This window comes from Desulfococcus sp. (assembly GCF_050178255.1).
Taxonomy (GTDB): Bacteria; Desulfobacterota; Desulfobacteria; order Desulfobacterales; family Desulfococcaceae; genus Desulfococcus; species Desulfococcus multivorans.
In genome coordinates this window covers 15,864-39,690 of the sequence record NZ_JBFXGG010000028.1, presented here as the reverse complement: position 1 = coordinate 39,690, position 23,827 = coordinate 15,864, and the positions used below count along the sequence as shown (strand labels likewise).

Here is a 23,827-nt window from a genome sequence, read left to right as displayed (position 1 = left end):
CGGCCCCGTGTCAACACCTTTTTGATCTCCTACACACAAAAATCCGATCACCCCGCACTAAAATCGCCTCAATCTCCGGATATCCAAAATCGCCAGGCACAATACCAGTTCCCGGGATGCTCATCCGGCGGGCACCCTATGCACTCGGTCTCGATGCGGGGATCGATGGTCCTGGCAAAATAGGGATACTCCACCAGCCCCGCAGACTTGCAGGGATAATCCGGAAGACCCTTTCGCTTGCGCGCCGCCTGGACCCGGCATTCGTTCATCTGAAAAACGATGCTGTTATCATCGACGTCCTCAATCGTGTATTTATTGATAAAGGCGTACATGCGGCATGTCAGCGCTTTTTTGAGAGCCGGGATGCCGCCTTTTTCCGGCAGATCCAGCAGATTCTTGATCCGCGACGCCTCATATGGAGAGTAGCGGGTCCAGCAGGTATCGTTGCAGCGCTTGGCGTCGATCATCCCGAATTTTTTCTCGACCGCCTGAAACCAGATGCCGTCGTTGGCCAGCCAGTTGATACCGATCTTCTCGATCAGGTCGACCAGTGTTTCCCTGGGCAGGGATCTCAACGCTGTTGGAACGCCGTTTTCCACAGAAAATCCAAGGGTCTTACCCAGACGGGTCATCTGGTTCCCGAGACTGGCATCCCATACCTCTTTTTCAACCTCAAGAGCGTTGGCCATGCCAATCTGGTGTTCCACCTCCGCAAACCAGGCGCCATAGTGGACGACAATCCGGCGGAAGGCATCCATCACCAATTTCACCAACGCCTCGTTATCCGCCTGTGCCACCATCTCCTCGATGTCCATTTTTTCCTCCTTGCTCAAAAATTCGGCCGCATGGGACGTATAACCGTCCGCCCCCGGTCCGATATGAAGATTGCAGGATCCGAAAGGACGACGTTGATCCGCCGTCCGGACTCCCTATAGGTATAATCGGGATCATCGTTACTCAACTTTCGAGTTTCACAGGCCGGTGCCGGTCATCGTCATGAAAGTTGAAAGTTGAAATCGTTATAAAAAACAACTCTATAGCGGTCATTCACGATAGGTCTGACTCTGAAAAGGACTCCACCTCGTAGACATGAACCTTGACGGCGGCATCCTTCCAGCAGTCACCCTTCATCCCCGCTTTGAGGCACAAATGCTCCAGAAACCGTTCCTTTTCCGGTAACTGGTGCCAGACCTGGGGAAGAAAAGTTGAACGACGTCCACCCTTGGACAGAATTACGCCGTGAACCCCGGGCTTCAGCTGTGCCAGAAGCGCCTCTGGGTTCGAAAATACCAAAGGCTGCGGCGGGGTCAGCACACTGATTTCAATTTCGATTTCCCCGAGTTCCTTTTCCTCCACCGCTGAAAATCGCGGATCCCGGAATGCCGCGTTAAGGGCATTTTCATGAATGCCGTCGATCAGTGGCGCGATCGGTTCGATGATGCCGATGCATCCCCGGAGCGCTCGTTTCTTATGAAGAGAGACAAAGCACCCCCTCAGTTGCCCAAGCGGGGGAGAAGGCGCCTCCGGCCGGGACGTCGCTTCTTTTGAATGGAGCTTCGACACGATGGCCGCGCGCGCCACCGCCAGCAAGGTTCGCTTTTCGTCGTCCGTCAACCCCTTCATATGATCCATCTCCACCTCACATTCCCAACCATGCCTTATTTTCGGAAAAATGCCCACCACATAAACCCGATAAAAGCAACAGTTGCCAGAAGGCTCATACCGTACCCCTTCCAGTCAAAGGGCTTTTTCGCGATGCCGTGCCGGTCGGACTCACCGACCTTGCGATTGCACGAAAAACAACGGGTCTCGCTGTTTTTCAGGTTGGCGGAACAATACGGGCATCTCTTCACGACGGATAGTCTTGTCAAGCTCGGTGCCGCCACGTCACGATATCCCGGCGGCATCCCGGGCTCCCCTTCGGCTGCGATATGGGATTCTTATCATTCAACCATCTCCGAGTTGACGGTGATGTCGCTGTTTTTTCTGACCTGAGCCAACCAGTCGCCAAAAACCCGCATCTGTTTCTGCTGCCGCAGTTTTGCCTTTACCGTGGTTTTCTCGGGTTCGAAAGCATCCGGGTCCGGGGTCCGCCGGTCCACAAATTTTATCACGTAACGCCCGCTCGGCCCTTCGATAGGTGCCTCGGGCAACGGCGCATTTTTCGACAATTCAAAAGCGGCCGTGGTGATCTCCATGGATCGGCCGATTTCCGGTATCGTCTCGTTGCGCTTGAAAAATCCAGTTTCCTTGACGCTCAACTCCATTTTGGCGGCCTCTTCCGTAATGACCGCGCCCTCCCTGAGAGCGGCCAAAAAGATCTGGGCATCCGCTAAGGCCTTTTCCGATCGACGGTTGTCGAGAAGATCGGCTTTCACCCTCTCCCGTACATCGTCGAAGGGCGCAACCGCCTCGGGCGTTCTCTTCAGAGTTTGAATCAGATAGTATCCATCACTGTATTCTTGAATGTCGCTGATTTGCATGTCGGACAGTTCAAAGGCGGTCCGGGCAAAGCGCGTCGGATCATTGACGCCGGCAGGCCCTTTTGTCAGGGTAAACCAATCCGTCTCTTTTACGTCGCCCGCTTTGCCTTCCGCCGCCGTTTTCAAATCATCCCCCTCGTATGCGGCGTCATAGATCGATTCGGCATGCTCGTAGGCCGTCGCCTTCGCCCTTTCTTCCGTTATTTTTTGTATAATCTCTTCATCCACCTCGTCCAGGGTCTTTTGGTAAGCCTCGTTGACCGCTTCAACCTTGATGATGTGCCACCCAAACTGGGTGCGAACGGGATCGCTGATCTCGCCGGCCTTCATTGAAAAGGCCTGATCCGCAAAGGGCTTGACCATGGTCTCCCGCGTAAACGTTCCCAGATCACCCCCGCGATCCTTGCCGGGATCCTCGGAGTAGGTTTTGGCGAGCTCACCAAAATCCTGTCCCTCCCTGGCCAGCGCCAGAACCGTCTCGGCTTTTTTCCGTTGTGTCGCCACCTCTTCCGGGGAGCTGTCATTTTCAAGCCTGAACAGGATGTGTCGCGCCTTGACCGTTTTCTGCACCGCAAATTCATCTGGATGCTCCTCGAAATAGGCCTTGACGTCGTCATCCGTCACCGTGACGCCGTCCATAAATTTTTGGGGATCGAAATAGATATATTGAGCCTTGATCTTGGGTTCCGTCTTGTAGTTGCTCTGGTGAGCGTCAAAATATTGCCGCACCGCTTCATCCGTCACATCGATATCCTGATATCGATCCGGTTCAAAAACCACGTATGCGATGTTGACGGCGGCGTTTTCCCAGAGATACCAGTCCAAAGCTTCCTGATCCGAAACCTTGACGTTGTCCGTGATGAACCGCCTCAGCTTGTCGATCCGGATGGCTTCCCGCTGGTCTTTTTCGAACGCCTCCGGCGTCAGCCGATTCATGTTCAAAACCCGGGTGTAGATACGGTTGTCGAAGGCGCCATTATTCTGAAAGGCGGGTATGGCCTGGATGACTGCGGCCAGTTCATCGTCCGTTACACGGAAATTGAGTTTTTCAGCCTCCTGGAGCATAAGAATCTGATTGATCAACTGATCGAGGGCCTGCCTTTTGAGCCCGAACATTCGGATCATGTCCTCATTGAATTGTGCGCCGAACTGACTTCGATACCGCTCGATGAGCGCATTATAGGACTGGTTGTAAGCCTCGACCGTAATGGGCGTCTCGTTCACAACGGCCACTTTTTCCAACCGTCCCGAACGAAAATTGCCCACCCCCCAGAAAACAAAGACGACGACGATCGCGCCCAGGATCACTTTAATAAACCAACTACCCGCTTTCTCCCGCATTAACTTGAGCATGTTTTTCCCACCTCGTTCATGTGGTATTCCCACGATTTACCGGCGACGTATCACCCACCGACACCCAACGCCGTCAGCGGGTAACCAACACCCTCGACAAGACCGGATATCGGCGGTCGAAGGTCGAGTCAATATGTTTGGATATAAAAAGACTTTATTTTATTGGTTATTACCTTTTTTGTCAACAATTCTCTTCCCGCCAAGGCGTTCCCTCCTTAGAAAAAAAATGAAATCAGAAAAAATTAGTATTGACACACCAACAAGTTTTTGCTAAATCCTCCCCACCTTTTGGGGCTGTAGCTCAGCTGGGAGAGCGCATGACTGGCAGTCATGAGGCCAGGGGTTCGAGCCCCCTCAGCTCCACCAAAAAATTAAAGAAAAAGGCCTTGGCAATCATAAAACGCCGGGCCTTTTTTATTTCCGTATCCATCTTTTCACTCAAGTGCCGTTAAAGCCTGCTCCGGACGGCCCGGAAACTCGCTTGCGCTCAAACAGTCCCGGTCCCTGATCCGCCGCGGTGCTTAAACGGCATTATACTCGCTACTGAATGGGCTCGGCCGTATCCTCCCAACACCGCTTTCCCATTACCATCATGAAAGTCGAAAGTTGAATGATTATTATGTTGCAATCGGATCCGATATGAAGTAATTATAAAAAGTTTAATAAATTCGGCAATATTAAGATTGTTTGAGGTCTTTTTTCATCTCTATTTGTTTTGCCGAACGGACACTCACATGAGGCCAGAAAACACCACCGCAAAAATCGAAATCGTCTCCCCGGAAGACAGTACCATCGAGATTAAGCTAAGCGGGCACTGGGATATAAAGAACGGTCTGCCGTCGGCAGATGCCGTCCTCGATGAAATTGCTCGACACCCCGTGGAACGGGTGATTCTGAATGGAGGCGCCGTCGTCGCATGGGACAGCAGCCTGCTCAGTTTCATCCTGAAGGTGACCCAGGTGCTTGAACAGCGACATATTCGGACGGATCTGTCTCATCTGCCCAAGGGCGTTCAGGGTCTGATCTCCTTGGCCACCGCCGTTCCCGAACGCAAGGGAGCTCGCCGGGAAGAGCGACGCTCCGCGTTCCTCGAGCGCATCGGGAAAAATGCACTGTCCGCCGCGACATCCGCTCGCGAAATGGTCGATTTTATCGGCGCAGCGTCCCTTGCCTTTTTTCGACTCCTGCAAGGACGGGCCCGCTTTCGGCGGTCGGATTTCGTCGAGATCATTCAGGACTGCGGTCCGGGAGCGTTTTCCATCGTCAGCCTTATCAGCATTCTGGTCGGACTCATCCTGGCTTTTGTCGGGGCGATTCAACTGGAGATGTTCGGCGCTGAAATCTATGTGGCGGACCTCGTCGGTCTCGGCATGGCCCGGGAGATGGGGGCCATGATGTCGGCTGTCATCATGGCGGGCAGAACCGGAGCAGCCTTCGCAGCGGAGCTTGGCACCATGCAGGTCAACGAGGAGATCGACGCGCTCACGACCCTTGGCATATCATCCATGGAGTTCCTGGTTCTGCCGAGACTTCTGGCCCTGATGCTGATGATGCCGCTCCTCTGCCTGTATGCGAACCTCATGGGAATCGCCGGGGGTGCCATTGTGGCGGTGACGGTGCTGGACATCAATGCGTCGGCGTATCTGCTGCAAACCCGTGAAGCGGTTCCCCTTGTCCATTTCACGGTGGGCCTCATCAAGAGCGTCGTCTTCGGGGTGATCGTCGCCCTGGCAGGGTGTCTCAGAGGCGTACAGTGTGGTCGGAGTTCATCGGCCGTGGGCGTGGCGGCAACTTCCGCCGTCGTCACCGCCATCGTGTTCATCATTGTTTCGGACGCCATTCTCACGATCATCTTCAATTTTATCGGGATGTAGTCCCCTCAATGTCAACCTCATCGGCGGTTAAGGACAACAGCTCTGCTATGAAAGCCAAAACCAATCCGACCCTCATCGGCATTTTCGTCCTGGGGGCGATCCTTCTGATCACCCTCGGGGTCCTCGTCTTCGGGTCCGGAAAATTTTTCCGGGAGACCCAGACCTTCGTCCTCTACTTCCAGGGTGACGTGGCCAACCTCAGACCCGGCGCGCCCGTGACTTTCCGAGGGGTCAAGATCGGTTCAGTCACCAGCGTCGTCCTGAATTTTGACGCGCAGGACATGTCCCTGCGGATTCCGGTCTTCATCGAGATCGACCAAAGCCAGATCCGCATGATGAACGGCTACATCCCGGATGAAAAACGGCGGAACATCATGCTCAAACTCGTCGACATGGGGCTTCGCGCCCAACTCCGAATGCAAAGTATTTTGACGGGGCTTCTCTCGGTTGATTTCGATTTTCATCCCAACGCCCCGCCGCATGTGCCGGGCGAGAAGGTCGCCTTCGGCGGCCAGGAGTATGTGGAGCTGCCCACCATCCCATCAGAGATCGAACGGTTGCAGAAAACCCTGAAACAGCTGCCTTTTGAAACCATGGTCGCCAAGGCCATCAGTTCCCTCGAAGCCATGGAGGAGATGCTGCATTCCGAAGAAATGAAAAAAGCCGTTGGATCCTTCACCCAGACCATGACCCATATCGAAGCGTTGGTCATAGACCTTAACCAGAAACTTCCGGGAACCATGGATACAGCAGGCCAGACCCTGAAGGATATCCGCCGTCTCGTGAATGACATGGATGAAACACTCGAGTCCGTCGGCGCCAGACTTGACGGAACCCTGGAATACACCCGTCGAACGGCCCGGAGCACCGAGCGTCTCATGGAAAACATCAACACCCAGGTGCGCCCGATAACCGAAAGCTTTGCAGAGACCCTGGTATCCACCCGCGCCGCGCTGAAACAGATGGAAGAGAGTCTCTCTGCGGTCAAAGGGATCGCTTCCAATGATACCGTAATGGGATATAAACTTTACAGCACCCTGGACGAACTGTCAGAGGCGGCCCGCGCCGTACGCACATTCGCCGACTACCTCGAACGCCACCCCGAAGCCCTGATCCGGGGGAAAGGAGAAGCTCAATACCCATGAAACGACGACCTCCCCTGCCATTCGTGGTTTTTGCGCTGATGGTGTTCTGTGCCGCAGGATGTGTTCGGACCGCATCGACACGTTTTTACACACTGAGCGCCCTTTCCGACAGCAAAGACCGTATTCCCAAGATCGTCGACAATTCGGCCGTCGGCATCGGCCCGGTCAATCTACCGGACTATCTTGATCGGCCTCAGATTGTCGTTCGCAAAAGCCCCCATGAACTTCACCTGGCAGAATTAGACAAATGGGCCGGCACCCTTAAATACGCCATTCCTCGGGTAATCGCCGAAAATCTATCCACCCTCCTGGCATCGGATCATATATTTGTGTTTCCCTGGAAAAGCAATTTATCGATCCGGTATCAAGTCGTTATCGACATCATCCGATTCGATGCTCAGTTGGGGGCTCATGCCGACCTGGAAGCCCAGTGGACGATCTTTGAAAACACGGGACGAACCCCGGTCGCAACCCGTAAGTCAACCCTCCGAAGGTCGGCCACCGGAGGCGATTACGCCGCCCTGGTTCAGGCCGAAAGCGAGCTTCTCTCGGAACTCAGCGGGGAAATCGCCGACGCTATTGTGAAGATTGAGCGTCTCTGATCCGGTTGGGCCCGATCACGTTCCATTAAAAACAGCAAGGAGCCCCCATGCCTCGGAAAAATGACAGCGCCGCCGAAAAACCCTTTGCCGTCAGTACGCTGACCATCACCGCCATCACACTGGCCTGTCTCGTGATCGGCGCATACGCCCTTTATAAGATCGTGGTCGGCAAAGACGGATCCGAGAGTGTGCCGCTGCCGGCCCCGCCGCTGCCGTCGGCATCCAAAACGACAGACCTGGACACGTTTGACTACAACGGTGCCGTAACCGATCTGGATGGAACGGAAAAGGCGCTGTCCACCCTCAAGGGAAAGGTTGTCTTCCTCAACTTCTGGGCGAGCTGGTGTCCGCCGTGTATCGCCGAGTTGCCCGACATCCAGCGGCTCCACAGAATGACGGCGGATAGCGACGGCATTGTCCTTCTGCTGGTCACCACCGAGGATGCCGAAAGCGTCCGAACGTTCATGGCGCGGCGGGATTATGATTTCCCGGTTTACATCGCCCGGAACCCGCTGTTGGATGCCTTCCGTGTCAAGGCCTATCCCGCAACGTTTGTTTTAGACCGTAAGGGCGGAATCCGATTCAAGCATATGGGGGCAGCCAAGTGGGATACTCCCGCTTTCCTGGATTACCTCCGGGATCTGGCCGGAAATCCGTCATGAAAAAGGTGTCGGAGAACGCCGGCTTCACTCTCCGGGCTCCTGGAGGATCTGAATTTTCCCGCCGCCGGACGCCGTCTTCAGTACCTCGAAGAGAACGTATCGCAATCGAGCGCCGGGCCCGTTGTTTTGTCCCGGATTCATACAAACGGCCCCGCCGATACAGGTGTGAACGGCGCCGGACCGGCGGGGTGATTCATGGATGTGCCCATGCAGGGATGCCAGCAAAAGGCCTTTGTCGGCCCAGTGTTCGATGAACCGACGGATACTGATACTGCCCACCTGAAGACCGCTTTCGATAACGTCAAGGGGGGTGCCGTACGGCGGAGAATGGGAAACGAAAATAAAAGGCCTCCGAATCCGGGCCGACAGCCGATCCAGGTCGGTCGCAATAGTATCCTGGGCATCCATGTCCAGGGTATGATTTTCAAGGTGTCCTTCACTGGAAATATACCCGTTCAGCTGAACACGGTTCTCGGGAGGGTAAAACCATCCGGGGGCGTCCGGCTTTTCCCAGTCTTTCCGGTTGAAGGGGGTTGGCGGCACGCACATGTAACCGATGATATCGATTTCGACAGGGACGTTCCCCGAACCGAACCGATGACGCCGCATGTGCAGCAAATGGAAAAGCGTGCCGTCATGGGGAGAGAGCAGCCTGCGTCCCCATACCCAATCGTCGTTTCCCAGATCGAGATAGATAGGGATAGGCCGCTTTTCGCGAAAGAGGGTAAACGCCGGGATCATCACCTGGCGGATATAAGCCGTTTGCGCTTCAAGAGGACCGAGGGCGTCCCAGCGGGGGAGGTGGTGGGGAATGACGTCGCCGCCGATGACAACAGCGTCGACTTCGGCTGCCGAAGCCGTTTCGAACATCGCCTGTAAATGGCCGGGATCGGCGTGAATATCAGATGTATAAAGGATCTTCATTTGCCTGTGATATAGCTCCTCCGCAGCCTGCCGGAAATGACCGGCAACCGCGCCGGATCCGGCGGGTGGATCTCGAAAACGGACGCCATGAATTTCATGATGATGCGATAGGTCACGCCCCAAAGCAGTTCCCGGCGGCCTTCACTTTCGAACATGAAACACGGAAAATCGTCAGATTCTCGATTGCCCCGCCCTTGGATACGGGGGGAAAAAGAGACATGGTAATTGGCGTATCGCTCTTTTTCCCAAAACCATTCCAGAGGAACATGGATAATTCTGTCGACCTCCCGATTGGGACGGAAGCGCTGCTGACGCGAAATCCATCCCACCATGGGATAGATTTTCCGACGAAACAGTCTCAGGCATGACGGCGGCATGGGTCCGAGAAACCGGAATGCCATGGGGTTCAGGCGCATCTCCTCGAATCCCTCCCGGAGGCCTGTAGCCAGAAGAAGGGACACGGCCCTGTCGTTGGCACCGTTTTCGTCCTGCCATCGAGGCCAATAGGCCCATCTCTTCAGCGGCATGCCGGGGAGGGTCAGCATTTTCGAGAGCACCCCATCCAGAGCCGGCGTGATGCCCCCGCCCGGGCAACAGATGTCCCCCGGCTGTCGGACCTTGTCGGAGCGTTTGTTGAGGATGAGACAGGGTCCCGGGCCGTTCTCTCCGCATTGGGACCCAATCAGCAGCAGCACTGCCGACGATGTCGATTCCGGTCTCAACGCGGCCCTGCCCTGGACATAGTCTTTTCGGCTGATGTTGAAAAGTCGACGAGAAATATGCCCCAACAGCCTGCCGGGATCATCGAGCAATTCCCGTTTGTCGACGGGAGGCGAAACGACGTGATGTTCAAGATTCATGTTATCTCCCGGCCTCGATACGATACCCAGCTTCCGGTGATCAGAGGCCGACGCGACTGAACTCGGCCGCGCCGGCCGGCATCGCCTTTCCGGCTACCATCCGGAACATCGGAAATTGAATACCATACACTATAATCACCCACGTCTGTTTCCACAATAACTTTCAGTGTACGCCGAGATTGAAAATTGAAAAGCCGGCGGACTTGTGATATCCAATCCGACATCCACAGTCCCAGAACCTTGATGCCGGCCCCGAATTCGACGTATCGCCGACCACCGGGTTGCCATCCGAAAAGAGAACTGTCGCTCATCATGCATCTTACCGCGCTGGTAAAACAGCTTCAAGACATCTACGACGATTTTGAAAAAGCCGTCTCCGGCTACAAGGCTTTCGCGGTCTGCAGGGCTGGCTGCGCCTTCTGCTGCACAACGGTGGGCAATGTCGATATCACCACGCTGGAGGGCATGGTCATCCGAAACCACCTGCTCACGCTGCCCCAGAAACATCGGCTCCGTCTGAAAAAGGCTCTTGACGCAAACCGACGCGCCAAAACGCCGGGGGCCCTCGTTCCCTGTCCCTTTCTCGCCGCGGACCAGACTTGCGCCGTCTACGCTGTCCGTCCCTTCAGTTGCCGGCGCCTCTATTCGGTGAAAACCTGCAGCGCTGACGGCCCCGTTCTCCACCGAGAGGCCGCTGTCCTTTCCGAAACCGCGGTAGCGGCGCTTCAACGGTTGGATAACACCGGGTATTCAGGGCACATCAGCCACATTCTTCAGCTTCTGGATATGCCGCGATTCCGGAAGCTGTATCTCTCCGGTGGATTCGACCCGCCGGAAATCATGGAATTCGGTAAAGCCCACGGTATCGTGATCAACCGTTTCACGGCCTTCGGGAAACCGCTCCCGACCATCCCCACACAGTGCCCCGGGGAAACAACATGACGGACGATATCATCACCGCCTGCACCATGGACTGTCCGGATGCCTGCTCCATGATCGTCACCCGGCATCCCGACGGGGGCGTCCGCCTTCGGGGCAATCCGGACCACCCATTCACAGCCGGTTTCATCTGCAGAAAAATCAGGCATCACCTCCGACGACGCCAATCCCCGGATCGCATTACCCGCCCCCTGTTGCGCCGTGGAAACGGTTGGCAGGCCATCAGCTGGGATGAGGCCCTGGACCGATGCGCAAAATCCATCAACGCCCTCCGCCATGAGCCGGCATCGATCCTGCACATCATGAGCGACGGCGCCAAAGGGGTGCTCAAGCAGACGACCAAACTCTTTTTCGCTCGCCTGGGCGCCACCCGAACCCGGGGATCCCTGTGCGACGCCGCGGGCTTCATCGCCTGCATCCATGACTTCGGATCCAGAAAAAACAATACCATCGAGGACCTGATGAATGCCGGGCGGATCGTCAACTGGGGGAAGGATTTCTCCCGGAGTTCGATCCACATGTCGGCCATCATTCGAAACGCACGAAAGTGCGGCGCGAAAGTGCTCAGCATCTCACCGGGAGGCGACGGCAACGAAGCCTTCTCCGACGTCTTCATCCGCATCCGGCCGGGTTCGGACAGATTTTTGGCGGCGGCTGTCGCCAAACGTTTCATCGACGCGGACCTGATTCCAGAAGCGATCCTCTTACGCATCCGGAATTTTCCGCGATTTTCGAAAACCCTCTCAACATTTTCCGAAGACCGTCTGTTGGAACGCTGCGACGTCACTTCCAGGGACGTCGACGCCCTCTTCCGGTTTTACACGTCCAATGGCCCGACGGCGACCATCATCGGGGCGGGGCTCCAACGATACAGGCGGGGTGGAGAGAACGTTCGGTTCATCAATGCGCTGGCGCTCCTGTCCGGCAACATGGGCCGAAAAGGTGGTGGAAGCTACTTCCATCTCCACTCCCTCGGAAATTTCAATCTGGAATGGACCCGGGATCCGGCGGGAAAATCGCGTCGGGCCTTTCCAATGGCCGTTGTCGGTCGGGAGATTCTCGCAGCCGATCCGCCCATCCGGATGATCTGGGTCAACGGCGTCAACATCGTAAACCAGGGTCCGGACAGCCGTGAGATCATCCGGGCCTTTGCATCAGTGCCTTTCAAAGTGGTGGTGGACGCTTTCATGAACGACACGGCGGAACGCGCCGATCTCATCCTCCCCGCTGCTCTGATGCTCGAACAGGAGGACGTGATCGGCTCTTTTCTCCACGATTATGTTCAACATGTGCCCGCCGTGCTCAAGCCACCGGGCGAAGCCCGATCCGATTACGAGATCATCTCCGGGCTGGGTAACCGGCTCTTGCCGCCCATCTTCCTGCCGTCTGCCGAAACCTGTTTCGAGCAGGCCCTCGACTCCCCGCTGATCCACGGCGACTGGACGACCCTCCGGTCGAAGGGCACCCTGCGGGCCCAGAAACCCGACATCGCCTATACCGGTATGATTTTCGACCATCCCGACGGCAAGGCCAGACTCCCCGCGAACCTCCACGACGAGCCCGACCCGCCGGACGCATTCCCCCTGCGGTTCCTGACCCTGGTGCGACGCAACGCGATCCACTCCCAACTACTTCCGGAAGATCAGGAGATGCCGCCCAGGGTGTGGATCTCTCCCCACTGCCCAAACCTGAAAACCCTCGACATGGAGAAGCCGGTGGACGTTGTTTCGCCTCTGGGGCGGTTGCGCGTTTCTCTGCACCTGCTCTCGGGCCTTCATCCCGGAGCCGTCGTCTACCGTCGGGGGGATTGGATGAAGGTGGGCGGGGGCGCCAATCAACTGGTCGCCGCCGAGTTGACCGACATCGGCGGCGGAGCGGCCTTTTACGACCAATACGTCAGGCTTGAAAATGGCATATAGCGAACGGTCTCTCCATGACCGGCTGATGGTCTACTGCAGAAGGTGGTCAGAGGAGATCGACGGCCTCACCGAAGAAGTCACCCGTATCGCTTATTTCCAAACGGCCCTGCCCCGCCTTCTCCTGGACAGACCGCTGGTGCGCACTCTCCTTGAAGAGATTCGAGCGGGTCGTCCCTATCCCGACACCCGGAAGGCCGGTTTTTTCGAAAATGAAATCCTGCTCTATCTGGACGCGCGCGGGCGATATTCCCTTCGCGTCTATTTTCATGGGGGAGGCGAATACACGGTCATCCACGACCACAATGGCTGGGGCGTTTCCGGAGTGCCCTCGGGAAGCCTGGGCGTCGTCCGATACCGTCTTGTGGAAAGCGATATCCAAGCGAGAGATGACGGCCGTGGCGGCCGCCCCGAATATGCGAGAATCGAGATGATCGACCACCGGATCCACTCCGCCGGAGAGGTCACCGTAACCCGTCCCCTGGCGTCCGGCATCCACCAGACCGGCAACCCTGGGTCCGACCCCAACATGATGATTACGGTTTACGGCCGCCCCGTCCGACGGCTGTACATCCAGGAATATGATCCCGCCACCCGCCAAATCTATAGACGCTATCCGCCGAGGATCCTGAAGCGACGGCTGGCGGCGGAGGTGCTGAACGCGCTCCGCTGATTCCGCCGGTACCTCATCACCTCAATAATACCAGGTCAACCACAGATAGGCACTGTCGGCCGGTACGGCACGTGCTGCCGTCCCGGGGATGGGGAACCCGCCGAACTCGGTCCCCGGCCCGCCCCAGTAAAGGGTCGCGCCGGCCATGATCTCCACGTCCTCGGCAGCGCTCCATACGCAGCGAGGCTGGATAACACCCGAAGGATCCTCCAGATTGTTGATGAAGGTCAGATAGGCGTTGACGAGCGGATGGAATTCCACCCCGACGTGGGGTGCCAGGTAGAGTCGCCCCAAAGTAAACAGCTCACCCCGGGCCAAGGCCGCCGCGAGATCGGAATTTTCGCCCACCGCCGAATAGTCGGTCTCCCCCAGCCCGTTATAGTACATTTCCAGAAATCCATAAAAGTTTTTATCCCACCAGGTCCACGAGACGTCGACATTAGCCGCTCCGGAAAGATAGCCTCCCGACGGGCTTTCGGCGGGAAGCGCCGTCCAGACGGCATCCACCCGCCAGGCCGCACTGCCGGCATAACCGACCGCACCGACACCGATTACGGCATTGTCGTGGTTTTCGGCAAGCAGAAACGTCCATTCGGTCGTTCCCGAGGGAATGCGCACCTTGGCCCCCACTGCGGATTCACCCCATTCCACCGCCCTGTTTTCAGGATTGCGTCGCGGCACCCCGATCACCTGCAAATCGCCGTTCTCGCCCAACTGCCGGGTAAAAATCGCCATATCGTCCCCTACTTTGTAGTCCCGGACAACGTCGGTCGGAGCGAACGGATTGAAGAGATCCATGGGGTTGAAGATCATGCCGTTCCCCCAGGTCACGGCTTGACGACCGAGCCGGACGTTTCCCCAGGACCGCTCGAGAGCCAGGAAAAGCCGATCGAGGCGATGATAGAAAGCTCCCTCTGCGCCGTCGTGGATCACATGAGTGAGGTCCATGAGCCGACGATCGTCGGACAGGGGCCCGGATTGAGACACGAAGAGGCCATCCGGTAACCGGACGTTGGTGAGCCGCAGGAGATCGCGCCCCTTTTCCCAGGTATCTCCGCCCACGGCAACGGCTTCGTAATGGGTTTCGAAATGCCCCCACTCCCCCAGAAAGATCTGGTGCTTGAGCCGGAGTTCCGCTGAACCGTCCTCATAGGTACCCGTCCCCACCCATTGATAAAGACTTTGGTCGTCCGGGCGGGTGAGTCCGCCACGGAGCCGCAGGTGCCCTCCCCACTCCGGGGAAAGCCCTTCGGAAGGCATATCACCGGATGTCGAACGTCCATAGGCTGCCGGGATCCATCGGCCGCCCGGAATTCCGATGCAGAGCCAGACGACCGTCAAAATCGACAAGACGGCCACGGCTTGCCTCCGTCGAATCCGCATCGCGTCATTTCCGGACATCTTCGGCTACCCGGCCGTCCCGAATCATCACCAGCCGCCGGGCCCGCGCCATCACCCGGTCGTCGTGGGTTGAGAAGATAAACGTCACCAACTTTCTCTCGTTCATGTCTTTCATGATCTCAAGGAGGCCGATCCCCGTCATGGAATCAAGGTTGGCGGTGGGTTCGTCCGCCAGAACGATGGCCGGGTCCGAGACGATAGCCCGGGCCACGGCCACCCGCTGCTGCTGGCCTCCCGAGAGCTCGGCCGGCCGCCGGTCGTAGAGACCGTCAAGACCCACCTCGTCCAGTATGGAGCGGGCCCTCTCCCGCCGCTCCTTATGGGGAAGCCCCTGAAGGAGCATCACATACTCCACGTTTTCGAGGGCTGACAGGACCGGGATCAGGTTGTAGGCCTGGAAAACGAACCCGATCCGTCGAAGTCGAAGTTCGGCAAGATCGGCGGCGTTCATCCGATCGAAATGACGCCCGTCCACGACGATCTCCCCGGCATCGGGCGCGTCCAGACCGCCGATAAGATTGAGAAGCGTGGTCTTGCCGGACCCCGAAGGTCCGGCAAGGGCCATGAATTCCCCCTTTTCCACCGACAGATCGATCCCCCGCAGGGCGGAAACCGTTATCTTTCCCTGCCGGTAGGTCTTGACGACCCCCCTGCACTTCACCATCTCCATGGGCGACGCCCCTCCCCTTTATCTTCAGTCTACAAGCTTCAGACACGCGCCATGGCCGCCACCGGCGTAATTCCGGACGCCTTGAGCGCGGGATAGAGACTTACGGCAAGCCCCAGCACCCATACCGTCAGATTGGCCTCCAAGACGCTCGTCCAGGAAAACGCCGGATAGATCACCCTGGGCATCCCCGCGTACTCCACTCCTGCAGCAAAGGCGGAGAGGTTGATGCCGTTCTCCGCCAGGGCTGCCACGGATAGAAAAGCCGCCCCATTTCCCGCCGCGGTTCCCAGAATCAGAAGAAGAGCGGATTCGATCAATACCCCCCGCACGATCCCTCCGGGCTTCATGCCAAGAGCCCGGAGCAGGCCGAATTCCCGCATGCGCTCGAAAACCGCCATGAGCAGGGTGTTCACGATGCCAAATCCCATGGCGATAAAAACCACCAGGTACCAGACCACGGTAAAGCCTTCGTTCATATCGATGTAGGCCGTAAGCATCGGCAAAAGCTCCCGCCAGGTATGAATCTCGTAACGTTCCGGCAGCGCTGCCTTCAGTGCGTCAGCCGTCGGCCCCGGGTCCGCGCCGTCAGGCAGGAGAACGGCGATTTCGGAAACCCCTTTATCCACCTTCAGCATTTCCTGGGCGGCCGCCAGGGAGACGAAGACGAACTGCTTTTCCGTGGCGGCCAACTCCGCACGAAAAACACCCACGATGGTGAAAGCCCTTGAGGCGATATCCCGATCGGCGGCCTGGGACATCAGCACCAGCTTCCGCCCGATGCGGGTCTCGAATTTTTCCACGAGGGCCCGCCCCACAATGATGCCGTATGGATCTCCGGGGCCCAGAGGTCGCCCTTCGACCACCGCCGAACCGATGAAGGAGACTCCCCCCTCGCGATCCGGTTCGATCCCCACCAATGTCACGCCGGCTGAATGGCGGGCGTTGCCGGCGACGGCGTTGACCCGGACCCGCCGGCTCCATCGCGCTCCCGGCGGCAGGACCGCCGCCAGTGCCGCCGCCGGCTCGGCCGGGTCCGTCATGGTATTCTCCACCACCGGATCCTCCCGGTAGCCGCGATGATGGACCTGCAGGCTGCCCACCAGGGTAGCGATGCTGTTGCGAACCATCTGGTCGCCCACGCCTTGCATGAGGGCGGCGATGAAAATCATGCCGAAAACCCCGACACAGACGGCAGTGAGGATGACGACCGTCCGCCGGGGATTTCGCCAGAGGTTCCGCCAGGCCAGCCGAAACATCATTATCCGCCCGCCTTTCTTCCTCTAAGCATAGTGCATGGCCTTCACCGGCGTGAGACGCCGTACCCGCAAAGCCGGCCAGAGCGCCGCCCAGAAGGTGATGAAACAGACCAGAAACGGCCCGATCACGAGCGAAGGCACCGTCAGGATGGGATACATCCGGCCGGGAATGCCATACTGCTTCAGGATCTCGGAAGCACCGCCGAAATCGATCCCAACGATTTGGTAATAGAGGGTCACCAAACTCCCCAGAAGCATCCCGGCGCCCATGCCGACAAAGGTCATCATCATGGATTCCGTGAGGAGGAGGCGGGTCAACCGCCCGGTTGTAGTGCCGATGGCCATGAGAACACCGAACTCGCGGGTCCGCTCGAAAATGGCCATGAGGAAGGTGTTCATGATGCTGAAAGCCACCACGACAATGAGCAGAAGGTAGAAAATCAGCCCGCTAACGAGGTCCAGATAGATGCCCTGGGCCAGCCCGGGCATCAGGGCCTTCCAGTCGAGGATGGCAAGCGGTCCGTTTTTGTCCCGGTCAAGGCGCTCGAGTTCCTGTTTCAACCGCCGCTCCACCGCCGGTACCGCCCAGATGGAGGACGTCATTCCCACGATCTCATGCACCGCGCCCCTCATTGCATAGAGTTCCTGAAAATAGCCAAGCGGGATATAGAGGGCGTTGCGATCGAAGTCGTCCTGGCCCGACGCGAAAATACCCTTGACCGTCACGACGGTTGCAGCAATGGAACCGTCCCGGCCCTGTCCCAGGAGGGTGATCGGATCGCCGATGCCCACCCGGAGATTTTTGGCCAGAAGCGCCCCGACCAGCGCCTCGGGACCGTCTCCAGGGGAGAGGAAGACACCGTCGCGCACCAGGGTCTTCAAACTCGACACGTTGAACTCCCGGACGGGATCAATTCCCGTCACCGAGATACCGTAGGTCCGATCGTTGGAGGCTGCAAGGGAAAAAGCATTGGCCCTGAAGGTGTAAGCCGTCACTTCGGGGACGGCATCTATAAGCCGGGCCACTGCTTCCGGATCCGCCACGACCAGCCGGATCTCCCGTTTATCCTGATACCCCGGAGCCTGAATCTGAAAATAGCCGGTGTGGACCTTGACGGCGGCATTGATCATGGCCTCGTAGGAGCCGAATTGAAAGGAGAGCATGAAGACCAGCAATGCACACGCAAAAGCAATGGCCGCCATGGTCAGCAGCGAGCGACGACGGTTCCGCCAGACATTCCGCCACGCCATTTTCAGATGCGCCCTCACGCTGCCTATCGTCTCGCGGTCTTAAGAGCGGTAATGGTGAAAAGGCTGTCGGGCAGACTGTCGAGGAACTCGATTTCCCGGTATTCGACGGCCGTGTAAGCGCCCGGATCGTCAACCTTCCGCATGATCATGCGCCTGGGGACCAATCGCCCCCCCATCATCTGGATATCCTTTGAAACGAGATGTTTGACGGGCTTCAGGTCTTCGTCGTAAAAAACCTGCTCCAGTAGCACGTAGTCCTCGCGGATCCTGAGGCGCTGCATCCCCCAGATAACCGGTGCCCGCGGCAAGGGTTCGGACCGGACGACATAAACGGTTTTTCCTTCGATCCGCTCGGTGCCCTCGAGGTAATGGTCGTAATCGTGAAGCAGGCTGTCGGATTTGGCCAGATCGTTGTTGGAGAAGTCCGATCCCATCCAGGATTGAGACATCATGGAGGGCGGCAACTTGATGACCCGGTTGACCTTGGGATTGTAGGTCCACATCTCGCCGCCCTTCTTGAGGGTGCCGTTGCCGCTGTCCCGGGGTGGTGCCACGATCCGGAAAAGGCTGTCCGTCTCCCCTTGGGTCCACCCCCGAAGGGTCATGCGGCGCTCCCAGTCGGGCCGATGGATGATCATTTCCACCGTCGCCGCCGAAGATTTCCCCCGCATGTAGTTGAAGGCCTCCCGAACGATGCGGGCGCCGTCGTCCCCGGCCGACGCCGTCGCCAGGCCGATCCAGAGTAGGACCAGGCATCCCGGAAACATCCGCCAAAGGGTTGACCATGGCACCTGAACTTTCAGTCCGATCGTCGATATCATTGACACGGGTCCCCTCCAAAACCGAAGCGTCCGTGAGGCCCTGCCTTGAAGGCTTCCATCAGGGTCCGGAATTCCCCGATGATCTCCTCCACGATTCGGGACGCCGGCAAAATCTCGTGAATCTGGGCGGCAACCTGACCGATCTCCAGTTCCCCTTCATCGAGGTCCCCCTCGAACATACCCCGCTTTGCGCGTCCCTTCCCCAGAAACGCCCTGAGGGTCTCCACGGATGCCCCGTCGGCATAGGCTTTTTGGACAGATGCATAAAAGGAATTTCGGATCAGCCGAACCGGCGCCAGCTCCTTGAGCGTAAGGACCGTTCCCCCCTCGGCGGTGTCGACGACTTTCCGCTTGAAGGCCGGATGGGCCGAGGACTCTTCGGAGGCCACAAACCGGCTGCCGATCTGAACCCCTTCGGCACCCAACACCATGGCCGCCAGCATAGCCCTGCCGGTACCGATGCCCCCCGCCGCGATGACGGGAATGTCGACGTCCGCAACCACCTGCGGCACCAGGCAAAGGGTGGTGGTTTCCTCCCGGCCGTTGTGACCACCGGCCTCGAACCCTTCCGCCACCACCGCATCGACGCCGGCGTCCTCGGCCTTTCGGGCGAAAACCGCGCTGGAGACCACGTGAACGACCGTCACGCCGTGGACTTTGAGCATTCGGGTATATTTTCCGGGATTCCCCGCGGAAGTGAAGACAATAGGGACTCCACCGGCCAGAATCCGCTCGATATGATCATCCAGATCCGGGTACAGCAAGGGCAGGTTCACCCCGAAAGGCCGAGTCGTGGCGCTTTGGCACTTGGCGATATGTTCCGCCAGGACGTCGGCGTGCATGGAAGCCGCCCCGATGATGCCCAAGCCTCCGGCGTTGGAGACCGCGGATGCGAGCTGCCATGGTGCACACCAGACCATTCCGGCCTGAATCAGGGGGTACCGGATGCCGAACATCCGGCAAACGCGGTTCGACGTCGTCATGAACATCTCCTCTCGGCACGGTTCGGTCGAGCCGCTGCGCCGCCGTAACCTGCCGGCACCCAACGCCGGATCCGTTAAGCGTCGGCGTGGACGGGCGGCGAGAATTCGGCGAACCCGACGAACCCGGATCTTTACAGAACCGAAGATTGTCTGATATCCATAGCATTCATAATGGATCATAATCGAACAGGGGACATGATTCAAGAAACAAATCCGAAGAAAAAAGACATTCTCAGGTGGTTGGCGAGCCAGGCCCGATCCGCCCGGAGGTGGATCGCGCTGTCGGTGGCTCTTGGGCTTGCCGGAAGCGGTCCGCTCATTGTCCAGGCTTATTGCATCGCCCATATCGTTCACGGGACCTGCATGTCCGGGCTCGGCGCGAGGGAGACGGCGCCGCTGTTCTGGGGACTCGGCGCCGCCGTCATCGCCCGGGCCGTGCTGTCCTGGCTCCGGGAGGCTGCAGGCTTCCGTGCCGGCGCCAAGGTCCGTGAAACGGTGCGATTATCGATCATGACCCATCTGATCGCACCGGGACCGGCCTTCATGGATCGCCGACACACCGGTGCTCTGGCGGCCGTCGCCATGGAGCAGGTGGAAAGCCTCCATAACTTTTTTTCGCATTACCTGCCTCAGATGGTCCTCGCCGTCGCCGTCCCCCTCACGATTCTGGCCGTTGTTTTTCCCGTGAGTTGGGCGGCAGGAGGCCTTCTCATGATGTCGGCACCCATGATTCCGATATTCATGATCCTGGTGGGCATGGGGGCTGAAAACATCAGCCGCCGCCATTTCAAAGCCCTCGCCCGCATGAGCGCTCATTTTCTCGATATTCTCCAGGGGCTTCCCACCCTCAAACTATTCAACCGAAGCCGGGATGAAAAACAGAATATCGCCCGGATCTCCACCGAATTCCGGCAACGGACCATGGCAGTCCTCCGCATCGCCTTTGTCTCTTCAGCGGTCCTCGAGTTCTTCAGCGCGCTTTCCATAGCGCTTACAGCCGTCTTTTTGGGCATGCGATATCTCGGATACGTCGATTTCGGGACTTACGGTGAGCCGCTGACCCTTGCCGGCGGCCTTTTCATTCTGCTGCTCGCTCCGGAGTTTTACATGCCCCTCCGCGAATTGGGCACCCACTACCACGCCCGGGCCGACGCGGTCGGCGCTGCCGAAGCGATCCTGGCGCTGCTTCAACGGCCATTGCCCCGTCGGAATGCCCGTGCTTCCGCCTTTCAATCAAACGCCCCGATCCGGATTGAATGCCATGATCTCCACCTGGCCTATGACAACGGCCGGCGACATGCCCTCACCGGCATCAACCTCATCCTTGCACCCGGCGAAAAAATTGCCGTCGTCGGCGCCAGCGGTGCCGGCAAGACGACGCTGCTCCATCTTATTCTGGGATTTCTTTCTCCCGACCGAGGGGACATCCGCATCAACGGGCGATCTCTCCGGGACATCCCTCTCGAGAACTGGTACCGCCATGTCGCCTGGATCGGACAGCAACCGGTCCTCTTTCACGGGACAATCCGTGAGAATATCCGCATGGGACGTCCCGGCGCGTCCGACGAGGAGATTCAACTGGCCGCCAAAGGCGCCCGGGTTCTGGAATTCACCGACCGCATGCCGATGGGTCTCGAGATGCCCGTCGGCGAAAGGGGTGCCGGCATCTCCAGGGGTCAGGCTCAGCGGGTCGCCCTGGCCAGGGCTATCCTGAAGGACGCCCCCGTCTGGATAATGGACGAGCCCACGGCCGGACTCGACCCGGACAATGAACGTATGGTAATGGCCACCCTGGAGCGCCTGACCGAAATGCGCACAGTCCTGATGGCGACCCATCGTATCGCCGCCCTGAAAAAAACCGACCAGATCATCGTCATGGCCGGGGGCCGTATCGTCGAGAAAGGCAGTTACGCCGGTCTGACGGCCTTGAACGGCTCTTTCGAGCGATTTGTACGGGAGACGGGGCAGGAAGATCGGTCATGAATCGCATGTTCAAGGAACTCACGCCGTTCATCCGTCGTTTCAGGTCCCAGTGGGGAAGAATGGCACTGGGCACACTCCTGGGGCTCGTTACCGTCGCTTCCAGCGTCGGTCTGCTTGCCCTCTCAGGCTGGTTCATCTCTGCCGCAGCCTATGCCGGGCTCTCTTCCGGAAGTGCGCATCTCTTCAATTTTTTTTTCCCCAGCATCGGCGTGCGCATCTTCGCCTTTGCCCGGACCCTGGGACGGTACGGCGACCGCATCGTCTCCCATGACGCCACGTTCCGAATTCTCGAACAACTGCGCGTCTGGTTCTACGGCCGGATCGAGCCCATCGGCCCGGGACCTCTCGGGGGCTTCCGAAGCGGCGACCTTCTCAGCCGCATCGTTTCGGACATCGACGCTCTGGACAATCTGTATTTGAGAGTGATCCAGCCCAGCGTCGTGGCCCTGATCCTGGCCGCGGCACTGCCGCTCTTCCTTTTGCCCTTCGATCCATGGATCGCGTTTGTCGCCGGTTCGGGCCTTGTCGCCGCCGGCTTCGGGATCCCCGTCCTGTCGGGGCGTCTGGGAGCCGACACTGGAAGCAGTATGACGGCTCGCGTCGCCCGGCTGCGCACCCGGATCGTCGACGGCATCCAGGGCGCCCCCGACATGATCGTCTTCGGGGCTTCAGCCCGCTACCTTAACGATCTTCGGGAAGAAAACCGAAAGCTGATAGACGATCAAAGGCGCATGAGCCACATCCGGGGGTTTTCCGGAGCACTCATGACCCTCATCTCCGGACTGACCGTCGGGATCGTGCTTTGGCTGGGATCCGGCGACGTCCTGCAACAATGGATGGACGGTCCCCGGCTGACCCTGGCCGTCATGGCGACGCTTGCGGCCTTCGAGGGGGTCGTGCCCCTTCCCGCCGCATACCAGTTTCTGGGACGGACTCAAAAAGCGGCGGCTCGCCTTTTGGAAATCGTCCATACCCCGGTCGCCGTCCGTTTCCCGGCGGCTTCGGGAGCCCTTCCCCAATCCTTCGACCTCACCTTCGAAGCGGTCGGGTTCCAATACGCAGCGGATGCCCCGCCCGCCCTGGATAATTTCTCCCTTCACATCCCCGAAGGCGGCAGGGTCGTCGTACTGGGGGAGACCGGAGCGGGAAAGACCACTCTCGTCAATCTTCTCGTCCGGTTCTGGGATCCTACGAAAGGCCGGATTCTCATCGGAGGACGGGATATCCGCTCATATAGCGAGACGGATCTGAGAAGGCTCGTTTCGGTCGTGCCGCAACAGCCCCACCTGTTCAACGCCAGCATTCGGGATAATCTGCGGATCGCACGAAAGGATGCCTCCGAAGTGGAGATGAAAACGGCACTTGCAGTCGCGAAGTTGCTCGATGTCGTGGAGGCCCTCCCCGAAGGTCTCGACACGTGGGTCGGCGAAGGAGGCCGTGAGCTTTCGGGCGGACAGGCCCGACGACTCTCGGTGGCGAGAGCCGTGCTCCACGACGCTCCCATCTGGGTGTTGGATGAAGCGACCGAGGGTCTCGACACCGTCACCGAAGCCGAGATGACGGCATCCCTTTACCGACACATCCGCGGGAAAACGCTCATCGTGATCACCCATCGACTATCGCTCTGGACTCTCATGCGCTCTGAAACGGCAACCGGCGATACACCCGGTCGTACGAGGCACCCCGGCCTTCAGGGAAAGGCCGTTTCCTCTGATATCGTGGTGATGCTGGACAAGGGACGCATCGTCGGAAAGCGCTTTCTTGACTTTTCCTTTTGACAAGGGTCTGATTTTATTTTATTCACCCCTAACCTTTTATCAGGTTTCAGAGTGAAAGCCCGATAAAAATGCCAACGGTTAAAGACATGACGGCGAATCGACAAGGCTCTCAACGGACAGCGGACACTGCATATATTCCCAATGACAATTTCATCATTGCACCCGATATCCTGAACGAATATACTGAGTCGAAGGCCTGATTTACTGATTATACACCTGTACGACCCGATCAGGCGGCCGGCGCATTCCTTCA

General features: G+C 58.3%; 20 protein-coding genes and 1 tRNA gene. 10 read left to right on the top strand and 11 right to left on the bottom strand.

Features of this window, described 5'->3' with window-relative positions; genetic code table 11:
• Positions 1-68: 68 nt before the first annotated feature.
• The 3 genes from AB7S84_RS07745 to AB7S84_RS07735 form a co-directional block, all read right to left on the bottom strand.
• Complete coding sequence (locus AB7S84_RS07745; RefSeq protein ID WP_070962269.1) at positions 69-815, bottom strand: DUF6125 family protein; 747 nt, start codon at positions 813-815, stop codon at positions 69-71.
• A 232-nt stretch (positions 816-1,047) separates the two neighbouring features.
• Positions 1,048-1,623 (bottom strand): AmmeMemoRadiSam system protein A, encoded by a 576-nt coding sequence (amrA, locus tag AB7S84_RS07740; RefSeq protein WP_040414847.1) that lies wholly within the window; start codon positions 1,621-1,623, stop codon positions 1,048-1,050.
• Between the two features lie 320 nt (positions 1,624-1,943).
• Positions 1,944-3,836, bottom strand: coding sequence for a SurA N-terminal domain-containing protein (locus AB7S84_RS07735; RefSeq protein ID WP_428153767.1), 1,893 nt, complete (start codon positions 3,834-3,836; stop codon positions 1,944-1,946).
• A 290-nt stretch (positions 3,837-4,126) separates the two neighbouring features.
• On the opposite strand from AB7S84_RS07735, the gene AB7S84_RS07730 reads away from it, so the two are divergent.
• The 5 genes from AB7S84_RS07730 (at position 4,127) to AB7S84_RS07710 (ending at position 8,119) form a co-directional block, all read left to right on the top strand.
• Positions 4,127-4,202, top strand: a tRNA-Ala gene (locus AB7S84_RS07730).
• Positions 4,203-4,570: 368 nt separating this feature from the next.
• Positions 4,571-5,710 (top strand): ABC transporter permease, encoded by a 1,140-nt coding sequence (locus AB7S84_RS07725; protein WP_020876478.1) that lies wholly within the window; start codon positions 4,571-4,573, stop codon positions 5,708-5,710.
• Positions 5,711-5,757: 47 nt separating this feature from the next.
• Positions 5,758-6,855 (top strand): MlaD family protein, encoded by a 1,098-nt coding sequence (locus AB7S84_RS07720; RefSeq protein WP_020876479.1) that lies wholly within the window; start codon positions 5,758-5,760, stop codon positions 6,853-6,855.
• On the top strand, positions 6,852-7,457 hold the full coding sequence (locus AB7S84_RS07715) for a PqiC family protein (RefSeq protein ID WP_428153764.1): 606 nt from the start codon (positions 6,852-6,854) through the stop codon (positions 7,455-7,457). Before AB7S84_RS07720 ends, AB7S84_RS07715 begins: the two co-directional genes overlap by 4 nt.
• Positions 7,458-7,504: 47 nt before the next feature.
• On the top strand, positions 7,505-8,119 hold the full coding sequence (locus AB7S84_RS07710; RefSeq protein WP_020876481.1) for a TlpA family protein disulfide reductase: 615 nt from the start codon (positions 7,505-7,507) through the stop codon (positions 8,117-8,119).
• Positions 8,120-8,143: 24 nt separating this feature from the next.
• Here AB7S84_RS07710 and AB7S84_RS07705 read toward each other — a convergent pair whose 3' ends face one another.
• Positions 8,144-8,989 (bottom strand): metallophosphoesterase family protein, encoded by an 846-nt coding sequence (locus AB7S84_RS07705; RefSeq protein ID WP_428153761.1) that lies wholly within the window; start codon positions 8,987-8,989, stop codon positions 8,144-8,146.
• Between the two features lie 50 nt (positions 8,990-9,039).
• Positions 9,040-9,903: an NUDIX hydrolase gene (locus AB7S84_RS07700; protein WP_020876483.1), complete on the bottom strand. Its 864-nt coding sequence runs from the start codon at positions 9,901-9,903 to the stop codon at positions 9,040-9,042.
• A gap of 312 nt (positions 9,904-10,215) precedes the next feature.
• Here AB7S84_RS07700 and AB7S84_RS07695 point away from each other — a divergent pair, with 312 nt between their 5' ends.
• Genes AB7S84_RS07695 through AB7S84_RS07685 form a run of 3 tightly spaced genes read left to right on the top strand, consistent with a single transcriptional unit; the run spans position 10,216 to position 13,431 of the window.
• On the top strand, positions 10,216-10,845 hold the full coding sequence (locus AB7S84_RS07695) for a YkgJ family cysteine cluster protein (RefSeq protein ID WP_020876484.1): 630 nt from the start codon (positions 10,216-10,218) through the stop codon (positions 10,843-10,845).
• The gene (locus tag AB7S84_RS07690; protein ID WP_428153758.1) at positions 10,842-12,761 is read left to right on the top strand and encodes a molybdopterin-dependent oxidoreductase; all 1,920 of its coding nucleotides are present in this window, start codon (positions 10,842-10,844) and stop codon (positions 12,759-12,761) included. Before AB7S84_RS07695 ends, AB7S84_RS07690 begins: the two co-directional genes overlap by 4 nt.
• Positions 12,751-13,431: a hypothetical protein gene (locus AB7S84_RS07685; protein ID WP_020876486.1), complete on the top strand. Its 681-nt coding sequence runs from the start codon at positions 12,751-12,753 to the stop codon at positions 13,429-13,431. Before AB7S84_RS07690 ends, AB7S84_RS07685 begins: the two co-directional genes overlap by 11 nt.
• Positions 13,432-13,452: 21 nt before the next feature.
• Here the strand turns inward: AB7S84_RS07685 and AB7S84_RS07680 are convergent, their stop codons facing one another.
• Genes AB7S84_RS07680 through AB7S84_RS07655 form a run of 6 tightly spaced genes read right to left on the bottom strand, consistent with a single transcriptional unit; the run spans position 13,453 to position 19,813 of the window.
• Positions 13,453-14,832 carry a hypothetical protein gene (locus AB7S84_RS07680; protein ID WP_428153756.1) on the bottom strand — a complete coding sequence of 460 codons (1,380 nt, stop codon included), beginning with the start codon at positions 14,830-14,832 and terminating at the stop codon, positions 13,453-13,455.
• Positions 14,819-15,502: an ABC transporter ATP-binding protein gene (locus AB7S84_RS07675; protein WP_428153754.1), complete on the bottom strand. Its 684-nt coding sequence runs from the start codon at positions 15,500-15,502 to the stop codon at positions 14,819-14,821. The genes AB7S84_RS07680 and AB7S84_RS07675 overlap by 14 nt, the downstream gene beginning before the upstream one ends.
• Before the next feature lie 38 nt (positions 15,503-15,540).
• Positions 15,541-16,761 carry an ABC transporter permease gene (locus tag AB7S84_RS07670; protein WP_020876489.1) on the bottom strand — a complete coding sequence of 407 codons (1,221 nt, stop codon included), beginning with the start codon at positions 16,759-16,761 and terminating at the stop codon, positions 15,541-15,543.
• Between the two features lie 21 nt (positions 16,762-16,782).
• The gene (locus tag AB7S84_RS07665; protein WP_428153749.1) at positions 16,783-18,009 is read right to left on the bottom strand and encodes an ABC transporter permease; all 1,227 of its coding nucleotides are present in this window, start codon (positions 18,007-18,009) and stop codon (positions 16,783-16,785) included.
• A 23-nt stretch (positions 18,010-18,032) separates the two neighbouring features.
• Positions 18,033-18,830: an outer membrane lipoprotein-sorting protein gene (locus AB7S84_RS07660; protein WP_020876491.1), complete on the bottom strand. Its 798-nt coding sequence runs from the start codon at positions 18,828-18,830 to the stop codon at positions 18,033-18,035.
• Complete coding sequence (locus AB7S84_RS07655) at positions 18,827-19,813, bottom strand: NAD(P)H-dependent flavin oxidoreductase (RefSeq protein WP_428153747.1); 987 nt, start codon at positions 19,811-19,813, stop codon at positions 18,827-18,829. The genes AB7S84_RS07660 and AB7S84_RS07655 overlap by 4 nt, the downstream gene beginning before the upstream one ends.
• A 195-nt stretch (positions 19,814-20,008) precedes the next feature.
• Here AB7S84_RS07655 and cydD point away from each other — a divergent pair, with 195 nt between their 5' ends.
• Both cydD and cydC read left to right on the top strand, forming a co-directional pair.
• Positions 20,009-21,796, top strand: coding sequence for a heme ABC transporter permease/ATP-binding protein CydD (gene cydD, locus AB7S84_RS07650; RefSeq protein ID WP_020876493.1), 1,788 nt, complete (start codon positions 20,009-20,011; stop codon positions 21,794-21,796).
• Positions 21,793-23,574, top strand: coding sequence for a thiol reductant ABC exporter subunit CydC (gene cydC, locus AB7S84_RS07645; protein WP_020876494.1), 1,782 nt, complete (start codon positions 21,793-21,795; stop codon positions 23,572-23,574). The genes cydD and cydC overlap by 4 nt, the downstream gene beginning before the upstream one ends.
• Positions 23,575-23,827: the final 253 nt, after the last annotated feature.

Bases quoted from the DNA above. Each gene is read 5' to 3' on its own strand.
- AB7S84_RS07745 (WP_070962269.1), bottom strand. From the start codon at position 815: ATGGACATCGAGGAGATGGTGGCACAGGCGGATAACGAGGCGTTGGTG.
- amrA (WP_040414847.1), bottom strand. From the start codon at position 1,623: ATGAAGGGGTTGACGGACGACGAAAAGCGAACCTTGCTGGCGGTGGCG.
- AB7S84_RS07735 (WP_428153767.1), bottom strand. From the start codon at position 3,836: ATGCTCAAGTTAATGCGGGAGAAAGCGGGTAGTTGGTTTATTAAAGTG.
- AB7S84_RS07725 (WP_020876478.1), top strand. From the start codon at position 4,571: ATGAGGCCAGAAAACACCACCGCAAAAATCGAAATCGTCTCCCCGGAA.
- AB7S84_RS07720 (WP_020876479.1), top strand. From the start codon at position 5,758: ATGAAAGCCAAAACCAATCCGACCCTCATCGGCATTTTCGTCCTGGGG.
- AB7S84_RS07715 (WP_428153764.1), top strand. From the start codon at position 6,852: ATGAAACGACGACCTCCCCTGCCATTCGTGGTTTTTGCGCTGATGGTG.
- AB7S84_RS07710 (WP_020876481.1), top strand. From the start codon at position 7,505: ATGCCTCGGAAAAATGACAGCGCCGCCGAAAAACCCTTTGCCGTCAGT.
- AB7S84_RS07705 (WP_428153761.1), bottom strand. From the start codon at position 8,989: ATGTTCGAAACGGCTTCGGCAGCCGAAGTCGACGCTGTTGTCATCGGC.
- AB7S84_RS07700 (WP_020876483.1), bottom strand. From the start codon at position 9,903: ATGAATCTTGAACATCACGTCGTTTCGCCTCCCGTCGACAAACGGGAA.
- AB7S84_RS07695 (WP_020876484.1), top strand. From the start codon at position 10,216: ATGCATCTTACCGCGCTGGTAAAACAGCTTCAAGACATCTACGACGAT.
- AB7S84_RS07690 (WP_428153758.1), top strand. From the start codon at position 10,842: ATGACGGACGATATCATCACCGCCTGCACCATGGACTGTCCGGATGCC.
- AB7S84_RS07685 (WP_020876486.1), top strand. From the start codon at position 12,751: ATGGCATATAGCGAACGGTCTCTCCATGACCGGCTGATGGTCTACTGC.
- AB7S84_RS07680 (WP_428153756.1), bottom strand. From the start codon at position 14,832: ATGTCCGGAAATGACGCGATGCGGATTCGACGGAGGCAAGCCGTGGCC.
- AB7S84_RS07675 (WP_428153754.1), bottom strand. From the start codon at position 15,502: ATGGAGATGGTGAAGTGCAGGGGGGTCGTCAAGACCTACCGGCAGGGA.
- AB7S84_RS07670 (WP_020876489.1), bottom strand. From the start codon at position 16,761: ATGATGTTTCGGCTGGCCTGGCGGAACCTCTGGCGAAATCCCCGGCGG.
- AB7S84_RS07665 (WP_428153749.1), bottom strand. From the start codon at position 18,009: ATGGCGTGGCGGAATGTCTGGCGGAACCGTCGTCGCTCGCTGCTGACC.
- AB7S84_RS07660 (WP_020876491.1), bottom strand. From the start codon at position 18,830: ATGATATCGACGATCGGACTGAAAGTTCAGGTGCCATGGTCAACCCTT.
- AB7S84_RS07655 (WP_428153747.1), bottom strand. From the start codon at position 19,813: ATGACGACGTCGAACCGCGTTTGCCGGATGTTCGGCATCCGGTACCCC.
- cydD (WP_020876493.1), top strand. From the start codon at position 20,009: ATGATTCAAGAAACAAATCCGAAGAAAAAAGACATTCTCAGGTGGTTG.
- cydC (WP_020876494.1), top strand. From the start codon at position 21,793: ATGAATCGCATGTTCAAGGAACTCACGCCGTTCATCCGTCGTTTCAGG.